Origin of the sequence: Enterobacter sp. JJBC, assembly GCF_036936505.1 — a bacterium.
In the GTDB taxonomy this organism is placed as follows: domain Bacteria; phylum Pseudomonadota; class Gammaproteobacteria; order Enterobacterales; family Enterobacteriaceae; genus Enterobacter; species Enterobacter hormaechei_C.
In genome coordinates, this window is the sequence record NZ_CP136935.1 from 4,472,072 (window position 1) to 4,498,032 (window position 25,961).

19 protein-coding genes are annotated in these 25,961 nt (G+C 57.3%); 4 read left to right on the forward strand and 15 right to left on the reverse strand.

All coding sequences use genetic code 11. From position 1 onward, the window contains the following. Nucleotides 1–270 precede the first annotated feature (270 nt). The gene (gene malT, locus RY075_RS21570) at nt 271–2,976 is read left to right on the forward strand and encodes an HTH-type transcriptional regulator MalT (RefSeq protein WP_045142189.1); all 2,706 of its coding nucleotides are present in this window, start codon (nt 271–273) and stop codon (nt 2,974–2,976) included. 62 nt (nt 2,977–3,038) lie between these two features. Here malT and RY075_RS21575 read toward each other — a convergent pair whose 3' ends face one another. From RY075_RS21575 to glpE, 3 genes are read right to left on the reverse strand one after another with little or no spacing between them, the layout of a single operon-like run. Further along, nucleotides 3,039–3,797: a DeoR/GlpR family transcriptional regulator gene (locus RY075_RS21575; RefSeq protein ID WP_003861593.1), complete on the reverse strand. Its 759-nt coding sequence runs from the start codon at nt 3,795–3,797 to the stop codon at nt 3,039–3,041. A 16-nt stretch (nt 3,798–3,813) separates the two neighbouring features. Then, complete coding sequence (gene glpG / locus RY075_RS21580; RefSeq protein WP_338627954.1) at nt 3,814–4,644, reverse strand: rhomboid family intramembrane serine protease GlpG; 831 nt, start codon at nt 4,642–4,644, stop codon at nt 3,814–3,816. A 47-nt stretch (nt 4,645–4,691) separates the two neighbouring features. Beyond that, nucleotides 4,692–5,024, reverse strand: a complete 333-nt coding sequence (gene glpE, locus RY075_RS21585) for a thiosulfate sulfurtransferase GlpE (protein WP_003861590.1) — start codon at nt 5,022–5,024, stop codon at nt 4,692–4,694. Nucleotides 5,025–5,278: 254 nt separating this feature from the next. On the opposite strand from glpE, the gene glpD reads away from it, so the two are divergent. Continuing rightward, nucleotides 5,279–6,787 (forward strand): glycerol-3-phosphate dehydrogenase, encoded by a 1,509-nt coding sequence (gene glpD / locus RY075_RS21590; RefSeq protein ID WP_023314965.1) that lies wholly within the window; start codon nt 5,279–5,281, stop codon nt 6,785–6,787. 87 nt (nt 6,788–6,874) lie between these two features. On the opposite strand, the gene glgP is transcribed toward glpD, so the two are convergent. The 6 genes from glgP to asd all read right to left on the reverse strand — a co-directional run bounded on the left by glgP (nt 6,875) and on the right by asd (nt 17,586). Beyond that, nucleotides 6,875–9,322, reverse strand: a complete 2,448-nt coding sequence (glgP, locus tag RY075_RS21595; protein ID WP_338627955.1) for a glycogen phosphorylase — start codon at nt 9,320–9,322, stop codon at nt 6,875–6,877. A gap of 18 nt (nt 9,323–9,340) precedes the next feature. Then, complete coding sequence (gene glgA / locus RY075_RS21600) at nt 9,341–10,774, reverse strand: glycogen synthase GlgA (protein WP_003861584.1); 1,434 nt, start codon at nt 10,772–10,774, stop codon at nt 9,341–9,343. Further along, on the reverse strand, nt 10,774–12,069 hold the full coding sequence (gene glgC, locus RY075_RS21605; RefSeq protein WP_003861582.1) for a glucose-1-phosphate adenylyltransferase: 1,296 nt from the start codon (nt 12,067–12,069) through the stop codon (nt 10,774–10,776). Before glgC ends, glgA begins: the two co-directional genes overlap by 1 nt. Nucleotides 12,070–12,086: 17 nt before the next feature. Then, nucleotides 12,087–14,060 carry a glycogen debranching protein GlgX gene (gene glgX, locus RY075_RS21610; RefSeq protein WP_063978980.1) on the reverse strand — a complete coding sequence of 658 codons (1,974 nt, stop codon included), beginning with the start codon at nt 14,058–14,060 and terminating at the stop codon, nt 12,087–12,089. Continuing rightward, nucleotides 14,057–16,243 carry a 1,4-alpha-glucan branching enzyme gene (glgB, locus tag RY075_RS21615; protein WP_023314968.1) on the reverse strand — a complete coding sequence of 729 codons (2,187 nt, stop codon included), beginning with the start codon at nt 16,241–16,243 and terminating at the stop codon, nt 14,057–14,059. Before glgB ends, glgX begins: the two co-directional genes overlap by 4 nt. 239 nt (nt 16,244–16,482) lie before the next feature. Further along, entirely contained in the window at nt 16,483–17,586 is a 1,104-nt protein-coding gene (asd, locus tag RY075_RS21620) for an aspartate-semialdehyde dehydrogenase (RefSeq protein WP_003861575.1), read from the reverse strand. Nucleotides 17,587–17,764: 178 nt separating this feature from the next. On the opposite strand from asd, the gene yhgN reads away from it, so the two are divergent. Then, nucleotides 17,765–18,358: an NAAT family transporter YhgN gene (yhgN, locus tag RY075_RS21625; protein WP_003861574.1), complete on the forward strand. Its 594-nt coding sequence runs from the start codon at nt 17,765–17,767 to the stop codon at nt 18,356–18,358. 79 nt (nt 18,359–18,437) lie between these two features. Here yhgN and gntU read toward each other — a convergent pair whose 3' ends face one another. The 5 genes from gntU to RY075_RS21650 all read right to left on the reverse strand — a co-directional run bounded on the left by gntU (nt 18,438) and on the right by RY075_RS21650 (nt 23,379). Then, on the reverse strand, nt 18,438–19,778 hold the full coding sequence (gntU, locus tag RY075_RS21630; protein WP_003861572.1) for a gluconate transporter: 1,341 nt from the start codon (nt 19,776–19,778) through the stop codon (nt 18,438–18,440). 3 nt (nt 19,779–19,781) lie between these two features. Continuing rightward, complete coding sequence (gntK, locus tag RY075_RS21635; protein ID WP_003861569.1) at nt 19,782–20,309, reverse strand: gluconokinase; 528 nt, start codon at nt 20,307–20,309, stop codon at nt 19,782–19,784. Nucleotides 20,310–20,435: 126 nt separating this feature from the next. Continuing rightward, complete coding sequence (gene gntR / locus RY075_RS21640) at nt 20,436–21,431, reverse strand: gluconate operon transcriptional repressor GntR (protein WP_003861567.1); 996 nt, start codon at nt 21,429–21,431, stop codon at nt 20,436–20,438. 91 nt (nt 21,432–21,522) lie between these two features. Continuing rightward, nucleotides 21,523–22,218 (reverse strand): pirin family protein, encoded by a 696-nt coding sequence (locus tag RY075_RS21645; RefSeq protein ID WP_003861565.1) that lies wholly within the window; start codon nt 22,216–22,218, stop codon nt 21,523–21,525. 123 nt (nt 22,219–22,341) lie between these two features. Further along, on the reverse strand, nt 22,342–23,379 hold the full coding sequence (locus tag RY075_RS21650; protein ID WP_003861563.1) for an oxidoreductase: 1,038 nt from the start codon (nt 23,377–23,379) through the stop codon (nt 22,342–22,344). Between the two features lie 258 nt (nt 23,380–23,637). Here RY075_RS21650 and yhhY point away from each other — a divergent pair, with 258 nt between their 5' ends. After that, a complete protein-coding gene (gene yhhY, locus RY075_RS21655) occupies nt 23,638–24,126 on the forward strand; it encodes an N-acetyltransferase (protein ID WP_003861561.1) in 489 nt (162 codons plus the stop codon). Between the two features lie 87 nt (nt 24,127–24,213). Here the strand turns inward: yhhY and ggt are convergent, their stop codons facing one another. Next, nucleotides 24,214–25,959, reverse strand: a complete 1,746-nt coding sequence (gene ggt, locus RY075_RS21660) for a gamma-glutamyltransferase (RefSeq protein WP_072201895.1) — start codon at nt 25,957–25,959, stop codon at nt 24,214–24,216. Nucleotides 25,960–25,961: the final 2 nt, after the last annotated feature.

The window sequence follows — 25,961 nt, forward strand, 5'->3', positions numbered from 1 at the left end:
AAAGTTAATTAACTTCACCGGCATTATCTCTTTCTGAAACCAGTTTCAGCGCAACCGAGCGTCATGCAGACAAGCCAGAAGCAGCGCGGCATCCAGCCATTTACGGAAAGTTCCATCAGTGATGAGAATGTTTTGTGACAGAGTGCAAATTCAGAGCCTCCAAACCCAGACATAACTTGCAATAGTTCCTCTATTGGCCGAACTTATAGATATTAATTACGAAGCGCAAAAAAAATAAATTCTCTCGTTCCCCACAGTGAAGTGAAAACTATGTTGATTCCGTCCAAATTAAGTCGCCCGGTTCGTCTTGACCATACTGTGGTCCGCGAGCGCCTGCTGGCTAAACTTTCCGGTGCGCATAATTTCCGACTGGCGCTGGTTACGAGTCCTGCGGGTTATGGAAAAACAACGCTCATTTCGCAATGGGCGGCAGGTAAAAGCGATCTTGGCTGGTACTCCCTGGATGAAGGTGATAACCAGCAGGAGCGTTTTGCCAGCTATTTAATTGCCGCGATTCAGCAGGCGACCAACGGACACTGCGTCACCAGCGAGGTGATGGTGCAAAAGCGCCAGTACGCCAGCCTGTCCTCTCTTTTCTCCCAGCTGTTTATCGAGCTGGCCGAATGGCATCGCCCGCTGTATGTGGTAATTGATGATTATCATCTGATCACCAACCCGGTTATTCACGAGTCCATGCGTTTCTTCCTGCGCCATCAGCCGGAAAACCTGACGCTGGTTGTCCTGTCGCGTAACCTTCCGCAGTTGGGCATTGCCAACCTGCGGGTGCGCGATCAGCTTCTGGAAATCGGCAGTCAGCAGCTGGCCTTTACCCATCAGGAAGCGAAGCAGTTCTTTGACTGCCGTCTGACGTCTCCGATTGAGGCGTCTGAAAGCAGCCGCCTGTGCGATGACGTTGCCGGCTGGGCCACGGCGCTTCAGCTGATTGCCCTCTCCGCGCGGCAAAACAACAGCCCGACGCATCAGTCCGCACGCCGCCTGGCGGGCATCAACGCCAGCCACCTGTCGGATTATCTGGTGGATGAGGTACTCGATAGCGTTGACCTCTCCACCCGCCATTTCCTGCTGAAAAGCTCCCTGCTGCGCTCCATGAATGATGCGCTGATTGTGCGCGTCACCGGTATTGAAAACGGGCAGCTTCAGCTCGAAGAGATTGAACGTCAGGGTCTGTTCCTGACGCGCATGGACGATCCCGGCGAATGGTTTAGCTACCATCCGCTGTTTGGCAGCTTCCTGCGCCAGCGTTGCCAGTGGGAACTGGCCGCAGAGCTGCCTGACATTCACCGCGCCGCCGCCGAAAGCTGGATGGCGCAAGGTTTCCCGAGCGAGGCTATCCACCATGCGCTGGCCGCCGGGGATGCCGGTATGCTGCGCGATATTCTGCTCAACCACGCGTGGGGACTGTTCAACCACAGCGAACTGACGCTGCTGGAAGAGTCGTTAAAAGCGCTGCCTTGGGAAAGCCTGCTGGAGAATCCGCGTCTGGTGCTGCTCCAGGCCTGGCTGATGCAGAGCCAGCATCGTTACAGCGAAGTGAACACCCTGCTGGCGCGCGCCGAGCAGGAGATGGAAAGCGAGATGGATACCACCCTGCACGGCGAATTTAACGCCCTGCGCGCACAGGTGGCGATTAACGACGGGGACCCGGATGAAGCTGAACGGCTGGCGATGGTCGCGCTGGATGAGCTGCCGCTGGCGAATTTTTACAGCCGTATTGTGGCCACCTCGGTACACGGCGAAGTGCTGCACTGTAAGGGCGATCTCACGCGTTCGCTTTCACTCATGCAGCAAACCGAACAGATGGCGCGCCGCCACGATGTCTGGCATTACGCCCTGTGGAGCCTGATCCAGCAAAGCGAGATTTTATTTGCTCAGGGGTTCCTGCAAGCCGCCTGGGAAAACCAGGAGAAAGCGTTCCAGCTGATCCGTGAACAACATCTGGAACAGCTGCCGATGCACGAGTTCCTGTTGCGTATTCGCGCTCAGCTGCTGTGGGCATGGTCGCGTCTGGATGAAGCAGAAAGCTGCGCCCGCCAGGGTCTGAATGTCCTTTCGAGCTTCCAGCCGCAGCAGCAGCTCCAGTGTCTGGCTCTGCTGGTGCAGTGCTCGCTGGCACGCGGCGACCTGGATAATGCCCGTAACCACCTTAACCGCCTGGAAAATCTGCTCGGCAACGGACAGTACCATAGCGACTGGGTCTCCAACGCCGATAAGGTCAGGGTGATTTACTGGCAGATGACCGGCGATAAAAAGTCCGCCGCCAACTGGCTGCGTCACACGCCTAAACCGGAATTTGCCAATAACCACTTCCTGCAAAGCCAGTGGCGCAATATTGCCCGCGTGCAGATCCTGCTGGGTGACTTCGAGCCTGCCGAGATTGTGCTGGAAGAGTTAAACGAAAACGCCCGCAGCCTGCGCCTGATGAGCGATTTAAACCGCAACCTGCTGCTGTTAAACCAGCTTTACTGGCAGGCAGGACGTAAAAACGATGCCCAGCGCGTACTGCTGGAAGCGTTGCAGCTGGCGAACCGCACCGGGTTTATCAGCCACTTTGTGATTGAGGGTGAAGTGATGGCCCAGCAGCTGCGCCAGCTGATTCAACTCAACACGCTGCCGGAACTCGATCAGCATCGCGCCCAGCGCATTCTGCGCGAGATTAACCAGCATCATCGCCACAAGTTTGCGCACTTCGATGAGAACTTTGTTGAACGTCTGCTGAACCATCCGGAAGTGCCGGAGCTTATCCGTACCAGCCCGCTCACCCAGCGTGAATGGCAGGTGCTGGGGCTGATCTATTCCGGCTACAGCAACGAGCAGATTGCCGGCGAGCTGGCGGTGGCGGCGACCACCATCAAAACGCACATTCGCAATCTGTATCAGAAGCTGGGCGTGGCGCACCGTCAGGATGCGGTGCAGCATGCGCAGCAGCTGTTGAAGATGATGGGGTACGGAGTGTAAATCCTCTGCGGTCTGATGCCCTCACCCCGGCCCTCTCCCACAGGGAGAGGGAGAATGGCTTCTCAACATAACTCTAACTGCAAATTATTATCTTTAATCACCTGCATCACGCCCGCCGGTGGCATCACATCAGTATAAACCGCATCCACCATGCTGATGCTGCCCATGTTCACCATCGCGTTACGACCAAACTTGGAGTGATCCACCACCAGCATCACATGACGTGAGTTTTCAATGATCGCGCGCTTGGTGCGCACCTCGTGGTAATCAAACTCCAGCAGCGAGCCGTCGGTGTCGATGCCGCTGATCCCCAGAATGCCGAAATCGAGGCGAAACTGAGAGATAAAATCGAGCGTCGCTTCGCCGATAATGCCCCCGTCGCGGCTGCGCAGTTCGCCGCCCGCGAGTATGATGCGGAAATCGTCTTTCTGCATCAACGTGTTGGCCACGTTCAGGTTGTTGGTCACCACGCGGAGGTTCTCGTGGTTCAGCAGCGCATGGGCGACCGCTTCCGGCGTGGTGCCGATATCAATAAACAGCGTCGCGCCGTTCGGGATCTGGCTCGCCACTTTACGGGCGATACGCTCTTTCTCTGCCGTTTGCGTCGCCTTACGGTCATGCCATGAGGTGTTCACCGAGCTGGACGGCAGCGCGGCACCGCCGTGGTGACGCAGAATACGGTTCTGATCGGCCAGGTCGTTGAGGTCACGACGGATGGTTTGCGGGCTAACGGCAAACTGCTCCACCAGCTCTTCAGTACTGACGTATCCCTGTTTTTTTACCAGTTCGATAATGGCGTCATGACGTTGTGTTTGTTTCATGAAATATCCCTGGGAATTATGTTCGCTTTCGCGCATGGAGCGTATCGGCCAACGCCATCGCCAGCCCGACCGCCAGGCCGGTAACGTGCGCACCATTGGCGATAGACATACCAAACAGATCAAACCATCCGGCAATAAGCCATATTAACGCAAAGGTTATTAATCCACGTTGTAAATAGATGCCGCTATCCGGGTCGCGCTCGCCTCTGAGCCAGGCGTAACCCATCAGGGCGTACACCACGCCGGATAACCCGCCGAACCATGGACCGCTGAATTTATGCTGCACGTAGCCGCTTAACAGGGCGCTGATAAGGGTGATCACAATCAGCTTGCCGCTGCCGAGCCGCTTCTCCACCGCCCCGCCGAGATACCACCACCACAGCAGGTTAAAGAGGATATGCATCACCGAGAAGTGCATCAGCGCATGCGTGAAGTAGCGCCAGACGTCAAATTGCAGGGAGGGATCGTACGGCCATGCGAGGGCAATCATCACGCTCTGGTCACCCACCACGCTCATAATAATGAAGACGATGATGCAGGCTACCATTAAAAGCAGCGTAAACGGTCCTGCGCGCTCGCGGAGGGTGGCGAGAAACGGAAAACGTTGATAGTGCAGGCCACTGCCGGTCTGGCCGGATTGCCAGCTTGCCACCAGATAACGCGGGTCGCCCGGGTTTTCCAGGAAACGCGCCAGCTCGGCGTTCACGCGCCCAGCCTGGCTTTCGTCTGCCAGCCAGACATCCGTCTGTGTATGCTGCTGAATAGTCAGGATAATGCCCTGCGTCGCCATATAGTCGACAAACGCCTGGGCGACGCGCGGGTTGCTAAAAGAGGTGATCATCAACATGGGCAGCGGTCGCTTATTTCCACACAAAAGGGGACAGTATAGCGGGATCAGCGCTCAAACGCGTATTCAACTTCTGCCGGGAAATGACGATGCCAGGCATCGAAGCCGCCATCGACGCTGTATACCGCCTCGTAACCCTGCTGGAGCAGATACTGCGCCGCGCCTTTACTGCTGTTGCCGTGATAGCACATCACCATCACCGGGGTATCGAAGTCGTTATCGCGCATAAACGCGCCCAGCGTGTCGTTGGTGAGATGGAACGCGCCCGGCGTGTGGCCCATCGCAAAGCTCTGCGGATCGCGGATATCCACCAGCACCGCTTTTCCCTGGTGCATCTTCTGGTGGGCTTCTTCTACGTTAATACATTCAAACTGATCCATGGTGTTCTCATCTTATATTCAGGTGTGGTGCGGTTTTCCCCTCACCCTACCCTCTCCCGGAGGGAGAGGGCTGGGGTGAGGGCATCAGACCGCACGATTTTACCCCGTAGTGTACGTCCTGGCGGCGGGTAAACGCCATTATGTTATCCATATCACTCTAAATTGTTTTTTTGATGTTACCAAAAGCGCGTTCCTTTGCTATTATGAGCGATATCGAACATTTTTGAGCTTTAACGAAAGTGCATGAGGGTGTTATGGAAACCAAAGATCTGATTGTGATAGGCGGTGGCATCAACGGTGCCGGTATTGCGGTTGATGCCGCAGGACGCGGTTTATCCGTGCTGATGCTGGAAGCTAACGATCTCGCCTGCGCGACGTCGTCCGCCAGCTCCAAGCTGATCCACGGTGGCCTGCGCTACCTGGAACACTACGAATTCCGCCTGGTCAGCGAAGCGCTGGCCGAACGCGAAGTGCTGCTGAAAATGGCCCCGCATCTGGCGATCCCGATGCGCTTCCGCCTGCCCCATCGCCCGCATCTGCGTCCGGCGTGGATGATCCGCATCGGTCTGTTTATGTACGATCATCTGGGTAAACGCACCAGCCTGCCGGGTTCAACCGGTTTGCGTTTTGGCTCAGAATCGGTCCTTAAGCCTGAAATCGTGCGCGGTTTCGAATATTCCGACTGCTGGGTGGACGATGCGCGTCTGGTACTGGCTAACGCGCAGATGGTCGAGAAGAAAGGCGGCGAGGTGAAAACCCGCACCCGCGCCACCGCCGCACGCCGCGAAAACGGCCTGTGGATTGTGGAAGCGGAAGACGTGGATACCGGCGAGAAGTTTAGCTGGAAAGCGCGCGGCCTGGTGAATGCCACCGGCCCGTGGGTGAAACAGTTCTTCGACGACGGCATGCACCTGCCTTCACCGTACGGCATCCGCCTGATTAAGGGCAGCCACATCGTGGTGCCGCGCGTGCATACCCAGAAACAGGCTTATATCCTGCAAAATGAAGACAAGCGCATTGTGTTTGTGATCCCGTGGATGGACGAGTTCTCCATCATCGGCACCACCGACGTGGAGTACAAAGGCGATCCGAAAAACGTTGAGATCGACGAGAGTGAAGTCAGCTACCTGTTGAAAGTGTACAACGCGCATTTTAAGAAACAGCTGGCGCGCGATGACGTGGTCTGGACCTACTCCGGCGTGCGTCCGCTGTGTGATGACGAGTCTGACTCACCGCAGGCCATCACCCGTGACTATACGCTTGATATTCACGACGTTGACGGTCAGGCGCCGCTGCTCTCCGTGTTTGGCGGTAAGCTCACCACCTACCGTAAACTGGCGGAGCACGCGCTGGAGAAACTGGCGCCGTATTACAAAGGCATCGGCCCGGCGTGGACGAAAGGCGCCGTGCTGCCTGGCGGCGATATCGGCGATAACCGCGACGATTACGCCGCGAAGCTGCGTCGCCGCTTCCCGTTCATTACCGAAGGCATGGCGCGCCACTACGCCCGCACCTACGGCAGCAACACCGAACTATTCCTCGGCGACGCGAAAGAGATTGCCGATCTGGGCGAGCATTTTGGCCATGAGCTATACGAAGCCGAGCTGCGCTACCTGGTGGAACACGAGTGGGTGCGCCGTCTGGACGATGCCATCTGGCGTCGTACTAAAGAAGGGATGTGGCTGAATGCCGAGCAGCAGTCTCGCGTGGCGCAGTGGCTGGCGCAACATGCGGGAAAGCGTGAATTGTCGCTGGCGTCGTAATTGAAAAAAAGCCGGGTGTCGGCTCCGCCTTACCCGGCCTACTCGATCCCGTAGGCCCGGTAAGCGCAGCGCCACCGGGCTTTGTTTTTACAACCGCACCGGATCAATATGCCAGATATTCTCGGCATACTCTTTGATGGTCCTGTCTGACGAGAAGTAGCCCATGTTGGCGATGTTATGCATCGCGGTGCTGGTCCACTTCTCCTGCTGACGGTACAGTTCGTCCACCTTATCCTGACAATCCACGTAGCTGCGGTAATCCGCCAGCACCTGATAGTGATCGCCAAAGTTAATCAGCGAGTCCACCAGGTCACGATAGCGCCCAGGCTCCTCAGGGTTAAACACTCCGGTTGCGATTTGCGTCAGCACCTGGCGTAACTCTTCATCCTCTTCATAATACTCACGCGGCGAGTAGCCCTGCTTGCGTAGCGCCTCCACCTCTTCCGCCGTATTCCCGAAGATAAAGATATTCTCCGCGCCCACATGCTCCAGCATTTCGACATTTGCGCCGTCCAGCGTGCCGATAGTCAGCGCGCCGTTCAGGGCAAACTTCATGTTGCTGGTGCCGGATGCTTCCGTCCCCGCCGTGGAAATCTGCTCAGAGAGATCCGCCGCCGGAATAATCAGCTGCGCCAGGCTTACGCTGTAGTTCGGGATAAACACTACCTTCAGCTTATCGCCAATGTCCGGATCGTGGTTCACCACCTTCGCCACATCGTTGATGAGATGAATGATGTGCTTCGCCATGTAATACGCGGAGGCCGCCTTACCGGCAAAGATTTTCACACGCGGCACCCACTCCGCCGTCGGGTCAGCCTTAATGCGGTTGTAGTGGGTAATGACGTGCAGGACATTCATCAGCTGACGCTTGTACTCGTGGATACGTTTGATCTGCACGTCGAACAGCGCTTTCGGGTTCGCCACCACGTTCAGATGCATCGCCAGCCAGACCGCCAGACGCTTCTTGTTCAGCAGCTTGGCTTCCCGTACCGCTTTGTTCACCGTCGGGAAATCGATGTGCTGCTCAAGCTCGCTCAGCTGGCTCAAATCGGTGCGCCAGGTACGGCCAATGTTCTCATCCAGAACGTCGGAGAGCGGCTGGTTCGCCAGCGCCAGCCAGCGGCGCGGGGTGACGCCGTTGGTCACGTTGCAGAAACGCGTCGGGAAGATCTTCGCGAAGTCCGCAAACAGCGACTGCACCATCAGGTTCGAATGCAGCTCTGATACGCCGTTGACCTTGTGGCTGATCACCACCGCCAGCCAGGCCATGCGTACGCGACGCCCGTTGGATTCATCAATGATCGAGGCGCGGCTCAGCAGACCGGTATCGTTCGGGTACTGCTCCTGCAAGGTCTTGAGGAAGTAGTCGTTGATCTCGAAGATGATTTGCAGATGGCGCGGCAGAATTTTGCCGAGCATATCCACCGGCCACGTCTCCAGCGCTTCACTCATCAGCGTATGGTTAGTGTACGAGAACACCTGGCAGGTTACTTCAAACGCGTCACCCCAGCTGAACTTATGCTCGTCAATCAGCAGGCGCATCAGCTCAGGGATCGACAGCACCGGATGGGTATCGTTGAGGTGAATAGCGGTTTTTTCCGCCAGATTCGCATAGGTTTTGTGCAGCTGATAGTGACGGCTAAGGATATCCTGAATCGTTGCTGAGACGAGGAAATACTCCTGACGCAGGCGCAGCTCGCGGCCTGAGTAGGTCGAGTCATCCGGATACAGGACGCGGGACACGTTCTCAGAGTGGTTTTTATCTTCCACCGCCGCGAAGTAGTCGCCCTGGTTGAATTTACCCAGGTTGATCTCGCTACTGGCCTGCGCGTTCCACAGGCGCAGCGTATTGGTCGCATCGGTGTCGTAGCCGGGGATGATCTGGTCGTAGGCCACGGCCAGGATCTCCTCGGTTTCCACCCAGCGGGATTTTTTACCTTCCTGCTGAATACGCCCGCCAAAACGCACCTTGTAGCGCGTGTTGTGGCGCTTGAACTCCCACGGGTTACCGTACTCCAGCCAGTAGTCCGGGGACTCTTTCTGACGGCCATCCACGATGTTCTGCTTGAACATGCCGTAGTCGTAGCGAATACCGTAGCCGCGCCCCGGCAGCGCCAGCGTCGCCAGTGAATCGAGGAAGCAGGCGGCAAGACGCCCGAGACCACCGTTACCCAACCCCGGGTCGTTCTCTTCGTCAATCAGCTCTTCTAAATCCAGCCCCATCTCTTCCAGTGCGTTTTTGACGTCGTCATAAATCCCGAGCGATAACAGCGCATTGGAGAGGGTGCGACCAATCAGAAACTCCATCGACAGGTAATACACCTGTCGCGTCTCCTGCGAGAGCTGGGCGCGGTTGGAGCGCAGCCAGCGTTCGACCATACGATCGCGCACCGCAAACAGCGTGGCGTTCAGCCACTCATGTTTGTTGGCAATTACGGGATCTTTCCCAATGGTAAACATCAGCTTATAGGCGATGGAGTGTTTCAACGCCTCAACGCTGAGCGTGGGGGAAGAGTAGCTAAATGGAGCATTCATATCAGTAACTTCGCCTCGTTACATCAAGCGTTGATAAAGGTCGCGGTAGGACTGCGCCGCAACGTGCCAGCCAAAGTCCATGGACATCGCCTGACGTTGTACGTAACGCCACAGGGATGGACGGGACCACAAGACGAAAGCACGCCGGATCGCCCGAAGCAGCGACCAGGCATTACTGTCCTCGAAAACAAACCCGCTGGCGATACCATCCGCCAGGTTTTCCAGGGAGCTGTCAGACACCGTATCCGCCAGCCCGCCCGTGCGGCGTACCAGCGGCAACGTACCGTATTTCAGACCATAGAGCTGCGTCAGGCCGCAGGGCTCGAAACGGCTCGGCACCAGAATCACGTCCGCGCCGCCCATGATGCGGTGCGAGAACGCTTCGTGATAGCCAATCTGCACGCCCACCTGCCCCGGATGTTCCGCCGCGGCCGCAAGGAAACCTTCCTGCAATACCGGGTCGCCCGCGCCGAGCAGCGCCAGTTGCCCACCCTGCTCCAGTAATCCCGGCAGCGCTTCCAGCACCAGATCCAGCCCTTTCTGGCTGGTCAGGCGGCTGACCACCGCAAACAGCGGTACCTTGTCGTTGACCTTCAGCCCCATCGCAATCTGTAGCTGGCGCTTGTTCTCCGCTTTGTCCTCCACGGAGTCGCGTCCATAGCGCGCCGCCAGCAGGAGGTCCGTTTCCGGATTCCAGATCTGTTCATCTACGCCGTTCAGAATGCCCGACAGACGACCTTCACGGTGGCGCTGTTGCAGCAGCCCTTCCATACCGTAACCGAACTCCGGCTGGGTAATTTCACGCGCGTAGGTTGGGCTGACCGCCGTGATATGGTCGGCGTAGTACAGACCCGCCTTCAGGAACGAAATCTGTCCGTTAAACTCCAGCCCGTGCATGTTAAAGAACGACCATGGCAGATCGATGTCATTCATATGATGCGCGTAATACATGCCCTGATACGCCAGGTTGTGCACCGTAAACACCGATTTGGCCGGGTGCCCCTTCGCCGCCAGATACGCAGGAGCCAGCCCCGCGTGCCAGTCGTGCGCGTGCACCACGTTCGGACGCCAGAACGGATCCAGCCCGACGGCCATCTCCGCCCCCACCCAGCCGAGCAGGGCAAAGCGCAGCACGTTATCGGTATAGGCGTACAGGTTGGTATCGTGATACGGGCTGCCGGGTCGATCGTATAAATGCGGGGCATCAATCAGGTAAATCCCTGTGCCATTGTAATGTCCAAACAGCAGGGTGATACGTCCCGCGAAGGTCTCGCGACGGGTAACAACCTTTGCATCGGGAATACCACGCCGGATATCCGGAAAAGCGGGCAACAACACGCGGGTATCCACCCCTCCGGCAATTTGCGCCGCCGGTAGTGCACCAAGAACATCCGCCAGTCCGCCCGTTTTTAACAACGGGAACATCTCAGAACATACGTGTAAAACCTGCATCATCGCTCCTGTTTGATTTGCAGCTTCCGCAACATTTCCCGTGTTACTAACACGATCCCCTCTTCCGAACGGTAGAAACGACGCGCATCTTCTTCCGCGTTTTCCCCAATCACCATCCCTTCGGGAATGACGCAGGCACGGTCGATAACGCAGCGACGCAGACGACATGAGCGCCCTACCCAGACATCCGGCAGCAGGACTGCCGAATCGATATTACAGAATGAGTTTATACGCACGCGCGGGAACAGCACGGACTGCACCACCACCGAACCGGAGATAATGCACCCGCCAGAGACCAGCGAGTTGAGCGTCATACCGTGGCTGCCGGAGCGGTCCTGGACGAACTTCGCCGGCGGCAGCGATTCCATATGGGTGCGAATCGGCCAGTTCTGGTCGTACATATCCAGCTCAGGCGTGACGGACGCAAGATCGAGGTTGGCTTTCCAGTACGCTTCCAGCGTTCCCACATCGCGCCAGTAAGGTTCCGCATTCGGATCGGACTGCACGCAGGACAGCGGGAAAGGATGTGCATACGCCATGCCAGCTTTGGTAATTTTCGGGATAATGTCTTTGCCGAAGTCGTGACTGGAGTTCTCGTCTTTGTCGTCCTCTTCCAGCAGTTCATAAAGATAATCGGCGTCAAAGACATAGATCCCCATGCTGGCGAGCGATTTGGTGTCATCTCCCGGCATGGTTGGCGGGTTCGCCGGTTTTTCGACAAAGTCGATAATCTTGTCGTCGCCATCTACATGCATCACGCCAAACGCGGTTGCTTCCGCAACAGGCACCGGCAGGCACGCCACGGTGCAGCGCGCCCCTTTTTCGACGTGGTCGATCAGCATGTGGGAGTAATCTTGCTTGTAGATGTGGTCCCCGGCGAGGATAACGATGTATTCCGCGTTGTAGCGGCGAATGATGTCGAGGTTCTGGGTCACGGCATCCGCCGTGCCGCGGTACCAGTTCTCCCCGTGAACGCGCTGCTGCGCCGGGAGCAGATCGACAAACTCGTTCATCTCTTCGCTGAAGAATGACCAGCCGCGCTGAATGTGCTGCACCAGCGTGTGCGACTGATATTGGGTAATGACGCCAATACGGCGAATGCCTGAGTTCAGGCAGTTTGACAGTGCAAAATCGATAATACGGAACTTACCACCAAAGTGAACGGCCGGTTTAGCGCGCTTGATGGTCAAATCTTTCAGACGGGTACCACGCCCGCCCGCGAGTATCAGGGCAACTGTTTTTAATGGTAGCTGGCGCGCCAACATTAACGGATCGTTCTTCTCTAATCTAACCATGACTAACTCCTTTTTTATCATCTTTGGAATACGCACACTCCGTGCGCAGGCCCGTGCCAGACAGCCATAACAACCGGATTATCCGCTCCGGCAAAGGGAGGAATGGCTCGCCACTCCCCGTCAGGTAAAACAATCTCTGCGACGTCATCCGTCGCGTTCAGCGTCACCAGCCACGCATCCGAAAGCAGGATTTGCAGACAGGGTATGCCGTGTTGCCACTCTTGCGCGCTTAACGGTTGCGCGTCTTTATTCAGCCAGCGAACGTTGCCGTCGCCCTCTTCCCACCAGCGGTCGGCGGTGAGCGCGGGGATGCGCTGGCGAAGATGGATCAGCGCCGCGGTGAAATGGGTCAGCCCGCTGTTCGCTTCTCCCCAGTCGAGCCAGGTCAGGGTGTTGTCCTGGCAATAGGCGTTGTTGTTGCCGTGCTGGCTGTGGCCGTGCTCATCGCCCGCCAGCAGCATCGGCGTGCCCTGCGACAACAAAAGCGTCGTCAGCAGCGCATGAACGCTGGCGCGTCGCCGCTCGATCACATCCAGACTTCCGCCTAACCCTTCTATACCATGGTTAAAGCTATGGTTATTGTTAGTCCCATCGCGATTCTCCTCGCCGTTTGCCTCATTGTGTTTCTGATTGAAACAAACGCAGTCCCTGAGCGTAAAACCGTCGTGCGCCGTCACCACGTTAATGGTGGCCGACGGACGTTTGCCGTCACGCTTAAAGAGATCGCTGGAGCCGGCAAAGCGACCGGCAAACTCCCCCAGCGACAGATCGCGCGTCAGCCAGAAGCGGCGGACGGCATCGCGGAAGTGGTCGTTCCACTCGGCAAACAGCGGCGGGAAGTTCCCCACCTGATAACCGCCCTCGCCGATGTCCCAGGGCTCCGCAATCAGCTTCACCTTTGAAAGCACCGGGCAGTTTTTGATGGCCTCAAACAGCGGCGCCTGCTGGCTGAACGCCGGGGTGCGCCCCATCACTGGCGCCAGGTCGAAGCGAAAACCGTCCACGTGGAACGTCTCAACCCAGTATTTCAGGCACTCGTACGCGTAATGCGTAACGGCCGGATGACTGAGGTTGAGGGTGTTACCGCACCCGGTCCAGTTCTCGTAATCGCCGTCGTCCCTGATCCAATAATAGCTACGGTTATCGATTCCGCGCTGTGAGAGCGTCGGGCCGTCAAGATCGCTTTCCGCACTGTGGTTCAACACCACGTCCAGAATGACCTCGATACCCGCCGCGTGAAGCGCCTTCACCGCATCGCGAAACTCATCCCGCGCCTTCTCAGGATTCACCGCATAACGCGGATCGAGGGCGAACAACGCCAGCGGGTTGTAGCCCCAGTAGTTGCTTAACCCGAGACGCTGTAGCCGCGGCTCGCTGGCGAAATGCGCCACGGGCAACAGCTCCAGCGCGGTGATCCCTAAGTGCTTCAGGTACGCGACCATCGTCGGATGCCCAAGCGCTTTGTAGGTGCCGCGCATCTCTTTGGGAATTGACGGGTGCAGATACGTCAGCCCTTTAACGTGGGCTTCATAAATAACGGTGTTGCCCCAAGGCGTACGCGGCGGGGCATCGTCTTCCCAGTCGTAGAGATCGTGCACCACCACGCTTTTGGGCGCGACGGGCGCGCTGTCGCGGTGGTCAGGTTCGCCGTAGCCAACGTGGAACAGCGGGTCATCTTTAAACTCACCGTCCACCCGGTGCGCACAAGGGTCAATCAGCAGCTTCGCCGGGTTAAACCAGTGCCCCTGAGAGGGCTCCCAGGGGCCGTGTACGCGAAAACCGTAGTGCATCCCCGGCCGTCCTCCGGCCAGGTAGCCATGCCAGGTATCCCCCGTGCGCGCCGGTAAATCGTAACGGTGCTCGTTACCTTCCCCGTCAAACACACAGAGTTCCACCCGCTCCGCATGGGCGGAAAAGAGCGTGAAGTTCACCCCCTTTCCGTCAAAACTCGCCCCGAGCGGTTCGGGTTTACCTGCCGTAAGCTGCGTCATTCTCCCTCCCGCACCAGCCAGATTGTGCCAAGCGGCGGCAGCGTCAGGCTCAGGGAGTTCGGACGGCCATGGCTTTCAATGGCATCGCTCTGCACCAGCCCGCCGTTACCCGCATTGCTGCCGTGGTAGTGCATGGAGTCGGTATTGAGAATTTCGCGCCATTTGCCCGGCTGGTTAATGCCGAAGCGGTAGTGTTCACGCGGCACTGGCGTGAAGTTGCTGGCGACGATGATCTCGTTACCCGCCTTGTCGCGGCGCGCAAAGACAAACACCGAGCGCTCGTGGTCGTCCACCACCAGCCACTCAAAGCCGTACGGATCAAAGTCCAGCTCGTGCAGCGCTTTGTGGTGGCGATAGGTCAGGTTCAGGTCACGGACCAGACGCTGTACGCCGTGGTGCCAGTTGTCCGCGCCTTCCAGCAGATGCCAGTCAAGGCTGGTATCGTGGTTCCATTCGCGCCCCTGCGCAAATTCGTTGCCCATAAACAGCAGCTTTTTGCCCGGGAAGGCGAACATCCAGCCGTAGTAGGCGCGCAGGTTGGCAAACTTCTGCCACGCGTCCCCCGGCATGCGGTCGAGAATGGATTTCTTGCCGTGCACCACTTCATCGTGCGACAGCGGCAGCATGAAGTTTTCGGTGTAGTTGTAGAGCAGCCCGAAAGTGAGCTTATCGTGGTGATACTGACGATAAACCGGGTCGAGCTTCATGTAGTCGAGCGTGTCGTGCATCCAGCCGAGGTTCCACTTGTACCAGAAGCCCAGTCCGCCCATTGACGGTGGACGGGAAACGCCCGGGAAGTCGGTGGACTCTTCCGCCATGGTCACGGCACCTTCCACCTGCTCCCCGATGATGCGGTTGGTGTTGCGCAGAAACTCAATCGCTTCGAGGTTTTCACGCCCGCCATACTCGTTCGGGATCCACTCACCCTCTTTGCGGCTGTAGTCGCGGTAAATCATCGACGCCACCGCATCGACGCGCAGGGCATCAATGCCGAAACGCTCGATCCAGTACAGCGCGTTCCCGACCAGGTAGTTCGATACTTCACGGCGACCGTAGTTGTAGATCAGCGTGTTCCAGTCCTGGTGATAGCCTTCGCGCGGGTCGCTGTGCTCGTAAAGCTTTGTGCCGTCGAACTCTGCCAGCGCAAAATCATCCGACGGGAAGTGGCCCGGCACCCAGTCGAGGATGACGTTCAGCCCGGCGGCGTGCGCGGCATCGATGAAATAGCGGAAGTCATCGCGCGTACCAAAGCGGCGCGTAGGCGCATACAGCCCGGTTGGCTGATAGCCCCAGCTGCCGTCGAACGGGTGCTCGTTGATCGGCAGCAGCTCCAGGTGCGTAAAGCCCATCCATTTGGCGTACGGCACCAGCTGGTCCGCCAGCTCGCGATAGCTCAGCCAGAAGTTGTTATCGGTGTGGCGACGCCACGAGCCGAGATGCACTTCATAGACGGAGATCGGCGCATCAAAGCGGTTAGCCTGCTTGCGCTCTTCCGTCTGGACAACCTTCTCCGGCAGGCCGCAAATCAGCGAGGCGGTATTCGGGCGCAGTTCGGCCTCAAAGGCGTACGGGTCAGATTTAATGCGCAGCTTGCCGTTGGCATCGATCATCTCGAATTTGTAGAGCTGACCGTTGTGCGCGCCGGGGATAAACAGCTCCCAAATGCCGGTTTCCCGGCGCAGGCGCATGGGGTGACGACGACCGTCCCAGTAGTTGAACTGCCCGACAACGGAGACGCGCTGGGCGTTTGGCGCCCATACGGCAAAACGCGTGCCGGTGATACCGTCCATGGTATCCGCATGGGCACCCAGCGTTTCGTAAGGGCGTAAATGGGTCCCTTCGGACAGCAGCCAGGCGTCCATCTCTTTTAAAAGCGGGCCGAAGCTATAGGGATCGTCAATCAGGTTTTGCTGACCGTGCCAGATAACGGCAAGCTGATAACGAAAAGGATTTTTACGGCGGGGCATGACGCCCGAGAAGAAGCCACGCGAGTCGAGGCATTCCAGATTACCCACCTTGCGGCCGGTTTTGGGTTCGATAACCCACACTTCTGTTGCATCCGGTAACAGCGCACGAACTTCCAGTCCGGCCTCTGTACGGTGCATCCCTAGCACAGAAAAGGGGTCGGCAAAGTGACCCGCAATAAGCGCATTAATCACGTCTCTCGAAATACGATCGGACATGGTATTCATCCTGTTTTTTTATGTCGCCCTTTTTACGCGCTCCGGGACGACTTTTAATGTGACCTAAACGGTGCAGTTAATCCTCTCTGCTCCGCCCTACCCTCAGGTGAGAAATAAATCTTCCTTAAAGCATAGCCAACGTCGTGGGTCCTCCTGATAAAAAATAAGACATCTGCGTTTTACTCCATGTAGTACGCAAAAAAAGGGGGTGACAATCACCCCCCGTGTTTAACAAATTATTACGCCAGCTGGCGCAGCATGCGGCGCAGCGGCTCGGCGGCACCCCACAGAAGCTGGTCGCCAACGGTGAACGCGGAGAGGTACTCCGGCCCCATGTTCAGCTTGCGCAGGCGGCCAACCGGGGTGGTCAGCGTGCCGGTGACGGCTGCCGGGGTCAGTTCGCGCATGGTGATATCGCGATCGTTTGGCACCACTTTCGCCCACGGGTTATGCGCGGCCAGCAGCTCTTCCACGGTCGGAATAGACACATCTTTTTTCAGTTTAATGGTGAAGGCCTGGCTGTGGCAGCGCAGCGCGCCGATACGCACGCACAGACCGTCAACCGGAATGGTGTTCGCGGTGCCGAGGATTTTGTTGGTCTCAGCCTGGCCCTTCCACTCTTCGCGGGTCTGGCCGTTATCCAGCTGTTTGTCTATCCACGGGATCAGGCCGCCGGCCAGCGGTACGCCGAAGTTATCCACCGGCAGCTCGCCGCTGCGGGTGAGCTGAGTGACTTTACGCTCGATATCGAGGATCGCGGACGCCGGGTCTGCCAGCTCGGCAGCGACGCTCTGGTGCAGCTGGCCCATCTGGGTCAGCAGCTCGCGCATATGACGCGCGCCACCGCCGGACGCCGCCTGGTAGGTCGCCACGGAGACCCACTCCACCAGATCCTGTGCGAACAGACCGCCGAGGGACATCAGCATCAGGCTGACGGTGCAGTTACCGCCAACAAAGGTTTTCACGCCGTTGTTCAGGCCGTCGGTGATGACGCCCTGGTTAACCGGGTCAAGAATAATGATGGCATCGTCTTTCATGCGAAGCGAAGAGGCCGCGTCAATCCAGTAGCCCTGCCAGCCGCTTTCACGCAGCTTCGGATAGATTTCGTTGGTATAATCGCCGCCCTGGCAGGTCACAATAATGTCGAGAGCCTTCAGCGCCTCCAGGTCGTAAGCATCCTGCAACGTGCCTGTGGTACCCCCAAAGGACGGTGCAGCCTGGCCGAGCTGGGAAGTGGAGAAGAAGACCGGGCGGATGGCGTCGAAATCGCGCTCTTCAACCATGCGTTGCATGAGTACAGAGCCGACCATACCGCGCCAGCCGATAAAACCAACGTTTTTCATAGCATTTTTTTCCTGCAAGGGGTGTGTGCTGATTGTGCAAGCCAGTATTGAACTGGGATATGCTTCACATTACAAAATGCTGCCAAAGTCGCAAGCGAAATTAATCGATGATTGCCCGGCAATCAGAAAAAGTGCTAATCATCGCAATGACCACAATAAGTATCAGGGATAATTTAAGATGAGTGAAATCATTTCCGCAGCGGTTTTATTGATCCTGATTATGGATCCGCTCGGTAATCTGCCGATCTTCATGTCGGTGCTGAAGCACACCGAGCCGAAGCGCCGTCGGGCGATCATGATCCGCGAGCTGCTCATCGCCCTGCTGGTGATGTTTATCTTCCTGTTCGCCGGTGAAAAAATTCTCGCTTTCCTGAACTTACGCGCCGAAACGGTCTCCATTTCCGGCGGGATCATTTTGTTCCTGATTGCCATTAAGATGATTTTCCCGAGCGCGGAGGGCAGCAGCAGCGGCCTGCCTGCGGGTGAAGAGCCGTTTATCGTGCCGCTGGCGATTCCGCTGGTCGCCGGGCCAACGATTCTGGCCACGCTGATGCTGCTGTCGCATCAGTATCCGAATCAGATGAGCCATCTGGTGATTGCCCTGCTGATCGCCTGGGGCGGGACGTTTATTATCCTGTTGCAGTCGTCGCTGTTCCTGCGCCTGCTGGGTGAGAAAGGGGTGAACGCGCTGGAGCGCCTGATGGGGCTGATTCTGGTGATGATGGCAACGCAGATGTTCCTGGACGGGATCCGAGCGTGGATGAAAGGATAGGTAAAAGCAAAACGGCAATCCTTGATTGCCGTTATTAGTGTTTGCTCCCTCTCCCCGTGGGAGAGGGAGAAAACCGGGATTAGCTCAGCAGCGTAAACGCAATCATCCCGACAACCGCACCCGTCGTGCCGAGGATGGTTTCCATCAGCGTCCAGGTTTTCAGGGTTTGCGCTTCGGTTGCGCCGGTAAATTTACCGAACAGCCAGAAGCCTGCATCGTTCACGTGAGACACCACAATCGAACCACCCGCGATACAGATAGAGAGCGCCGCCATCTGCGCGCCGGAGTAGTTCAGCTGTTCAATCACCGGCATTACCAGACCCACGGCGGTTAAGCACGCCACGGTCGCGGAGCCCTGAATGATACGCACCGCCGCGGCCAGCACAAAGCAGGTGACCGCAATCGGCAGGCCCATTCCGGTCAGCGCTTCGCCCAGCGCCGGGCCAACGCCGGAATCCACCAGCACCTGCTTGAACACGCCGCCCGCCCCGATCACCAGCAGGATAATCCCCGCCGGTTGCAGCGCGGCACCACAGATCTCCATCACGCGGTCTTTCGGCATGCCCTGACGCATTGCCAGGCCGTAAATCGCGACCAGACACGCCACCAGAATCGCAGTGAACGGATGACCAATAAATTCGAACCATTCGTAAGCGGTTGACCCCACCGGCACAAAGCGTGCAGCGATGGTTTTCAGGCCCACCAGCACCAGCGGCAGCAGGATCAGCGACAGACTGAAGCCGAAGGACGGCATTTTACCCTCGCCCAGGTGCGGCTCGGTGATGTCGTCCGGAATGTGCAGCTCAACGTAACGGCTGATAAAGTTTCCCCACAGCGGACCGGCGATAATCATCCCCGGGATCGCCGCACACAGGCCAATCAGGATCATCCAGCCAAAGTCAGCATGCATCTGGGAGGCCAGCAGCATCGGCGCAGGCCCCGGCAGCAGGAACGCCGCCGCCGCCGCCACGCCCGCAAACAGCGGAATGACCAGCTTCACGAGGTTAGTACCGGTATGGCGCGCCATGGAGAATGCGACGCTTATCAGCAGCACAACGGCCACTTCAAAGAACAGCGGCAGCGCGCAAATCAGACCGGCCAGACCAATCGCGTAGTGCGCACGGCTGTGCCCGAAGGATTTCAGCATCTTGACGGCAATCTGATCGACCGCGCCCGTCTCGTGCAAAATCTTGCCAAACATCGCGCCCAGTGCCACCACAATGGCCAGGAAGCCGAGCGTGCCGCCCATCCCTTTTTCCATCGTCGCCGCGATTTTGTCGAGCGGCATGCCGGAAAAGAGACCAGCACCAATAGAAACCACCATCAAAGCAACGAAGGCGTGCATACGTGCCTTCATCACTAAAAACAGCAGCAGCAATACGGAACCCACTGCTGTCAAAACTAGCGTTAATGTACTCAAAACTTACTGCCTTTTATTAATAACCTCGATGGTGCTGGCAACAACACCTTCCAGCGGCTGATCGATATCAACCACTAAGACATCCTGCTCGTCAGCACCCGGCTCCTGCAACGCTTCGAACTGCGTTACCAGCATCTGGGTTTTGAAGAAGTGGCCTTTACGCGCCTTCAGGCGGCTTTCAATCACCCCGAAATCGCCTTTTAGGTAGATGAAAGAGAGGTTCGGGTTGCCGTCGCGCAGCAGGTCGCGATAGGTTTTTTTCAGCGCGGAACAGACGATCAGGGAGACTTTATTGGTGCGCTGCATCGCGAACGCGGCGTCATTCAGCGCCTGCAACCACGGTTTGCGGTCGTCGTCGTTCAGCGGCTCGCCGGAAGCCATTTTCATGATGTTGCTACGCGGATGGAGGAAGTCACCATCAAGAAACGCAGCCTGGAGTTGATGCGCCACTTCGCTCGCCACGGCAGATTTACCGCTACCGGACACGCCCATCAGGACGTAAACGTGGTGATCGTGATTAGTCGTGCTCAAAGGGTGTCCCTCAGTCAATTGTTACGGGTAACAGTTATCGGTAACATTGTCCTGCCGGGGCATAAGAGAAGCAATATCCAAACGTGCGCGAAGTGAATAAGTGTGAGCTACTTCAAATTTGTCGGATTAAATAGATCCACCCGGTGACAAGGTGAAACCTAAATCTAACATTTTAGGGGTAACTGCCTCACCACGAATGCGCGCCAGCAGGCGTTCTGCACCAATGCGGCCCATGCGTTCACGCGGGGTCAGGACGCTCGCCAGACGCGGCTCCATCACCTGGCCAATGTCGTGGCCGTGGAAACCGGCAATCGCCATATCATCCGGGATTTTTAAACCCAGACGCTGGCACTCAAACGCCGCGCCGACCGCAAGGTCATCGTTGGTACAGAAAATACCGTCCAGTTGCGGATACTCGCGTCGCGCCTGACGCATCAGCTCAATACCCGACGTGTAAGAAGAAGATTGCTCCACCATCACGCTGTACGGGGTTAAACCGGCGTCGAGCATCGCCTGCTCGTATCCCTTCTGTTTGATGATAGTACGTTCATCCAGACGCGCACCCAGATAGGCCACATGGCGATGACCGCGGGCGATGATCGCCGCCGTCATCTGACGCGCCGCTTCAAAGTTATCGAACCCCACGGCGATGTCGAGGCACGGCGACTGGCTGTCCATCAGCTCCACCACCGGAATGCCTGCCACTTCAATCATTTTCAGCGTGCGCGGGGTGTGAGTACGTTCCGTTAAAATCAGGCCGTCGATGTTCCAGGAAAGCATCGATTCAAGACGTTCCTCTTCCAGTTCCGGCTTGTACCCGTAGTGGGCGAGCATGGTCTGATAGCCAAACGCATCGGTGACGCTTTCGATGCCACGCAGCACTTCGGCGAATACCTGGTTGGTTAAGGAAGGAAGCAGGACGCCCACCGCACGGCTGGTCGCATTGGAGAGAATATCGGGCGCGCGGTTGGGGATATAACCCAGTTCATCAAGGGCGGCGGCAATCTTGCCACGCAACGCCACGGAAACCTGTTCCGGGTTACGTAAAAAACGGCTGACCGTCATTTTGGTCACACCGACGCGATCGGCGACATCCTGAAGTACGGGGCGTTTCTTTTTCATCGTCCTGAGAAATCTTGAAGTGAGAGATTTGCTCAGTTTATCACGGACAAAGCTCAACCTTCCCCGTTTAAAGGGAAGGTTGAGAAATTATTTAGACCGGCGGCAGGTCAAACAGCAGAATTTCACTTTCGCTGTCGGCATGCACGGAGAGCGCCTGCTCATCCCAGACGGCCAGACCATCGGCGGTTGTCGCTTTGGTGCCATTGATGGACACCTCCCCTTTCACCACCTGGATCCACACGCGGCGGTTGGCGGCGATCTGGTGCACAGACTGTTCATCTTTCGCCAGCGCCCAGCGGTACAGCTCCATATCCTGATGCACTTTCAGGGAACCTTCACGCGCATCCGGCGAGAGCACCAGCTGTTTGCCCTGTTTCGCGTCGAAGCGGCGCTGCTCGTAGCGTGGCGTGATGCCGGTCTCTTCTGGAATGATCCAGATTTGATACAGGTGCAGTTTTTCCGTTTTGCTCGGGTTGTACTCAGAGTGACGCACCCCGGTCCCCGCGCTCATAATCTGGAACTCGCCCGCCGGAACCTGCTCTTTGTTGCCCATGCTGTCCTGGTGCTCAACCGCCCCTTCCAGCACATAGGTCAGGATTTCCATGTCTTTGTGCGGGTGGGTACCGAAGCCCTGGCCTGCATCAATCACGTCATCGTTAATCACGCGCAGTGCGGAGAAGCCCATGAAGTTCGGGTCGTAGTAGTCGGCAAACGAGAATGAATGCCATGAGTCCAGCCAGCCATGATTCGCGTGACCACGTTCGTTTGCTTTGCGTAAGTAGATCATTGTTTTCACCCTCAGTTCGTTTCGATGGAGTAAGTGTGGACGCAAACGCCCTGGGATCATAGAGGGTGAAAATTGACTCCTCTGTTCAAAAATTGTGAACAAGCGCAGAGGAGCCGTTTTTGCTTATTTCGCGAGGGTTACCGTGGCAGGAGAAGCCTGTTCGAAGGCCCGTTCGAGGATTTCCAGGTTGGTCAGAACGTCAGATTCCTTGACGTAATTCGCCGTGCCGTTTGTGAGGGTCTCAAACAGCGCATCATAGACGCGTCCATAGTCGCCCGTTTCCGGCTTCAGCTCTTCCCTGACCGTCACGCCCTCGTCGTTCACGTACTCCAGCACGCCCACGGAATCATCTGCCGCAAAGCCCGGTTCACCCGGCATGATATTGGCCTTCAGGCTGGTCTCCTGCTGGTCAATGCCGTACTTGATAAAGGAGCCTTTCTTGCCGTGAACGATAAATTTCGGGTAGTCGATTTTCACCAGATGGCTGGTTTTCACGATGGCTTTGAGATCGCCGTAGAACAGCTGTGCTTCAAAGGTATCGTCCGGGTTGGCCTTATTGCGCAGGCTGCGGATGTCATACGCCACGTGGTCCGGGCGGCCAAACAGGGAAATAATCTGGTCCATGGTGTGCACGCCCAGACCGTAGAACGACCCGTCCTGCGGCAGTCCGGGCTGGGTTTCCGCCACCGGGCGGTAGTAATCGAAGTGGCTTTCGATTTCCACGATCTCGCCGAGTTTGCCGCTCTCAATCGCCTTTTTCGCCGTCAGGAAGCAGCTGTCAAAGCGTCGGTTCTGGTACGGCGTGACGGTCAGGCCTTTGCTTTTCGCCAGCGCAAAGAGTTCCTTCGCTTCGGCGATGGTCGGAGTGAACGGTTTTTCCACCAGCACGTTTTTACCTGCTTCCAGCGCGCGTTTCGCGTAGTCAAAGTGGCTGTCGGCGTGGGTACAGACCACCACCAGCTTCACCTGCGGATCATTTAACACTTCATCAAGATCGCTGGTGAAATGAATATGGGAATACTGCGGAGACTGTTCTTCCGGCTTCGCGCTGCGGCGGTAGATATGAGCGACGTGCCAGGTCTCTTTACGGTTGAGAACATACGGAAGGTGGTAACGCGTGGTGCTTTTGCCAAATCCAATAAATGCGCAGTGTAGTGTCATGGCTCAGTCCTTTTTCGAAGGTTGCTGAGTCTAACCATAACAAAAAAAAAGCCAGCTAAAAGCTGGCTAAAGTAATACTGGAAGCAATGTGAGCAATGTCGTGCTTTCAGGTTCCCGTAGGAGGTCTTCCTGAACGCAGAGCAATAATAATCATTCTCATTCGCACTTGTCCAACACTTTTTGCAAAAAATAGCGATTGACTCAACTTTTAAAGTCACTGATGTTGGAGGGGACTTTTAACTGACTGAGGAACAAGGAATGAGTGAGATAGTGATACGCCACGCTGAACCGAAAGATTACGACGCCATTCGTCAGATCCACGCCCAGCCGGAGGTGTACCACAACACGCTACAGGTTCCTCATCCTTCAATGGAAATGTGGCAAATGCGGCTAGGCGAACAGCCGGGCATTAAACAGCTGGTTGCCTGCATTGATGATATCGTGGTCGGCCACCTCACCATTGATGTCGCCCAGCGACCACGCCGCAGCCACGTTGCCGATTTCGGTATATGCGTTGGCGCAGAGTGGCATAACCGCGGCGTGGCCAGCGCGCTGATTCGCACCATGATCGATATGTGCGACAACTGGCTGCGCGTCGACCGCATCGAGTTAACGGTGTTTGTGGATAACGAACCGGCAATCGCGGTGTACAAAAAGCACGGGTTTGAGATTGAAGGCACCGGCAGGCGCTATGCCCTGCGCAACGGCGAGTATGTGGATGCGTATTATATGGCGAGGATGAAGTAATGAGTTGCCGGGTGGCGGCTTCGCCTTACCCGGCCTACGTCCGTGCCGTTGTAGGCCCGGTAAGCGCAGCGCCACCGGGCAACAAAATCAATACCCCGCCGTTAAATCATCCACCGAACGCGGGTCCGACGCGCCAAACAGCGCGCCATCCGGTCCGACCATAATGCTCTGGGTGCTGCCCATCGCCTCCTTCACCGCCACCTTCTGCCCGCGCTGCTCAAGCAGCTTGAGGGTGTCCGGGCTAAAGCCCTTCTCCACGCGCAACTCGTCCGGCAGCCACTGGTGATGGAAACGCGGCGCATTGGTCGCTTCGGCGACGTTCATCCCAAAGTCGATGCTGTTCACCACCATTTGCAGTACGGTGGTGATAATCCGGCTCCCGCCAGGGCTGCCGGTCACCAGCCAGGTTTTGCCGTCTTTCACCACAATGGTGGGCGACATGGATGATAGCGGGCGCTTCTTCGGCCCTACCGCATTCGCATCGCCGCCGACCAGGCCGTAGACATTCGGCACGCCCGGCTTGGCAGAAAAATCATCCATCTCGTTGTTCAGCAAAATACCGCTGTTGCCCGCCACAATCCCGGTGCCGAAAGTGGTGTTAAGCGTGTACGTCACCGCCACCGCGTTACCGTCTTTATCTACCACCGAGAAGTGGGTGGTCTGGTTACTTTCATACGGTGCCAGCTTGCCAGGGCGGATCTCGCTCGACGGCTTAGCCTTGTTGATGTCGATCTCGTCGGCAATGGATTTGGCGTACGCCTTGTTGGTCAGCGCCTGCCACGGCACCTTCACGAAGTCCGGGTCGCCGAGGTATTCCGAGCGGTCAGCGTAGGCGCGCTTTTCCGCCTCGGCCATCACCTGCATGGCATCCGCGCTGCCGAAGCCGAACTTGTGCATATCGAAGTTTTCCAGAATATTGAGGATCTGCACGATGTGAATGCCCCCGGAAGACGGCGGCGGCATGGAGAAGACCTCGTAGCCGCGATAGGTGCCGCTAATCGGCTCGCGCTCCACCGCCTTATATTCCGCCAGATCCGCTTTGGTGATCAGCCCGCCGTTCTTCTGCATCTCATCCGCAATCTGATCGGCAATCGGCCCCTTATAGAAGGCATCCGGACCGTTTTCGGCAATCAGTTCGAGACTTTTTGCGAGGTTCTTCTGCACCAGCTTATCGCCCTTCTTCAGCGGCTCGCCGTCTTTCCAGAAGATAGCCTTGCTGTTCTCATGATTGGGAATAACTTCGCTGCCGTAGGTTTTGAGGTCGTCCGCCAGCGCGTCGTTGACGACGAAGCCGTCGCGCGCCAGCCTGATGGCAGGCTGCACCACTTTATTCAGCGGCAGCGTGCCGTATTTTTCCAGCGCCAGCGAGAAGCCCGCAACGGTGCCCGGCGTGCCGGAGGCAAGGTGCGAGGTCAGGGATTTTTTACTGTCCGGATTACCCTGATCGTCGAGGAACATATCGCGGGAGGCCTGGTTCGGCGCCATCTCACGGAAGTCGATGGCCGTGGTTTTACCGTCTTTCGTGCGCAGCATCATAAACCCGCCGCCGCCCAGGTTCCCCGCCTGTGGATGCGTCACCGCCAGCGCATATCCCACCGCGACCGCCGCATCCACCGCGTTACCGCCCTGTTTAAGAATATCGACGCCCACCTGCGTTGCCAGCGCGTCAACCGAGGCCACCATGCCGTGCGTCGCCCGCACGGGGTGAAAAACATCCTCCTCCACGCCGTAAGAGACCGGTGGAGCGGCGGGCGGGTTGGCCGCCACGGTAAATGTGCCGCCTGCCATCAGCGCAGCGATGGCGACCCAGCGCAAAAAGGTTGGTTTCATCATTA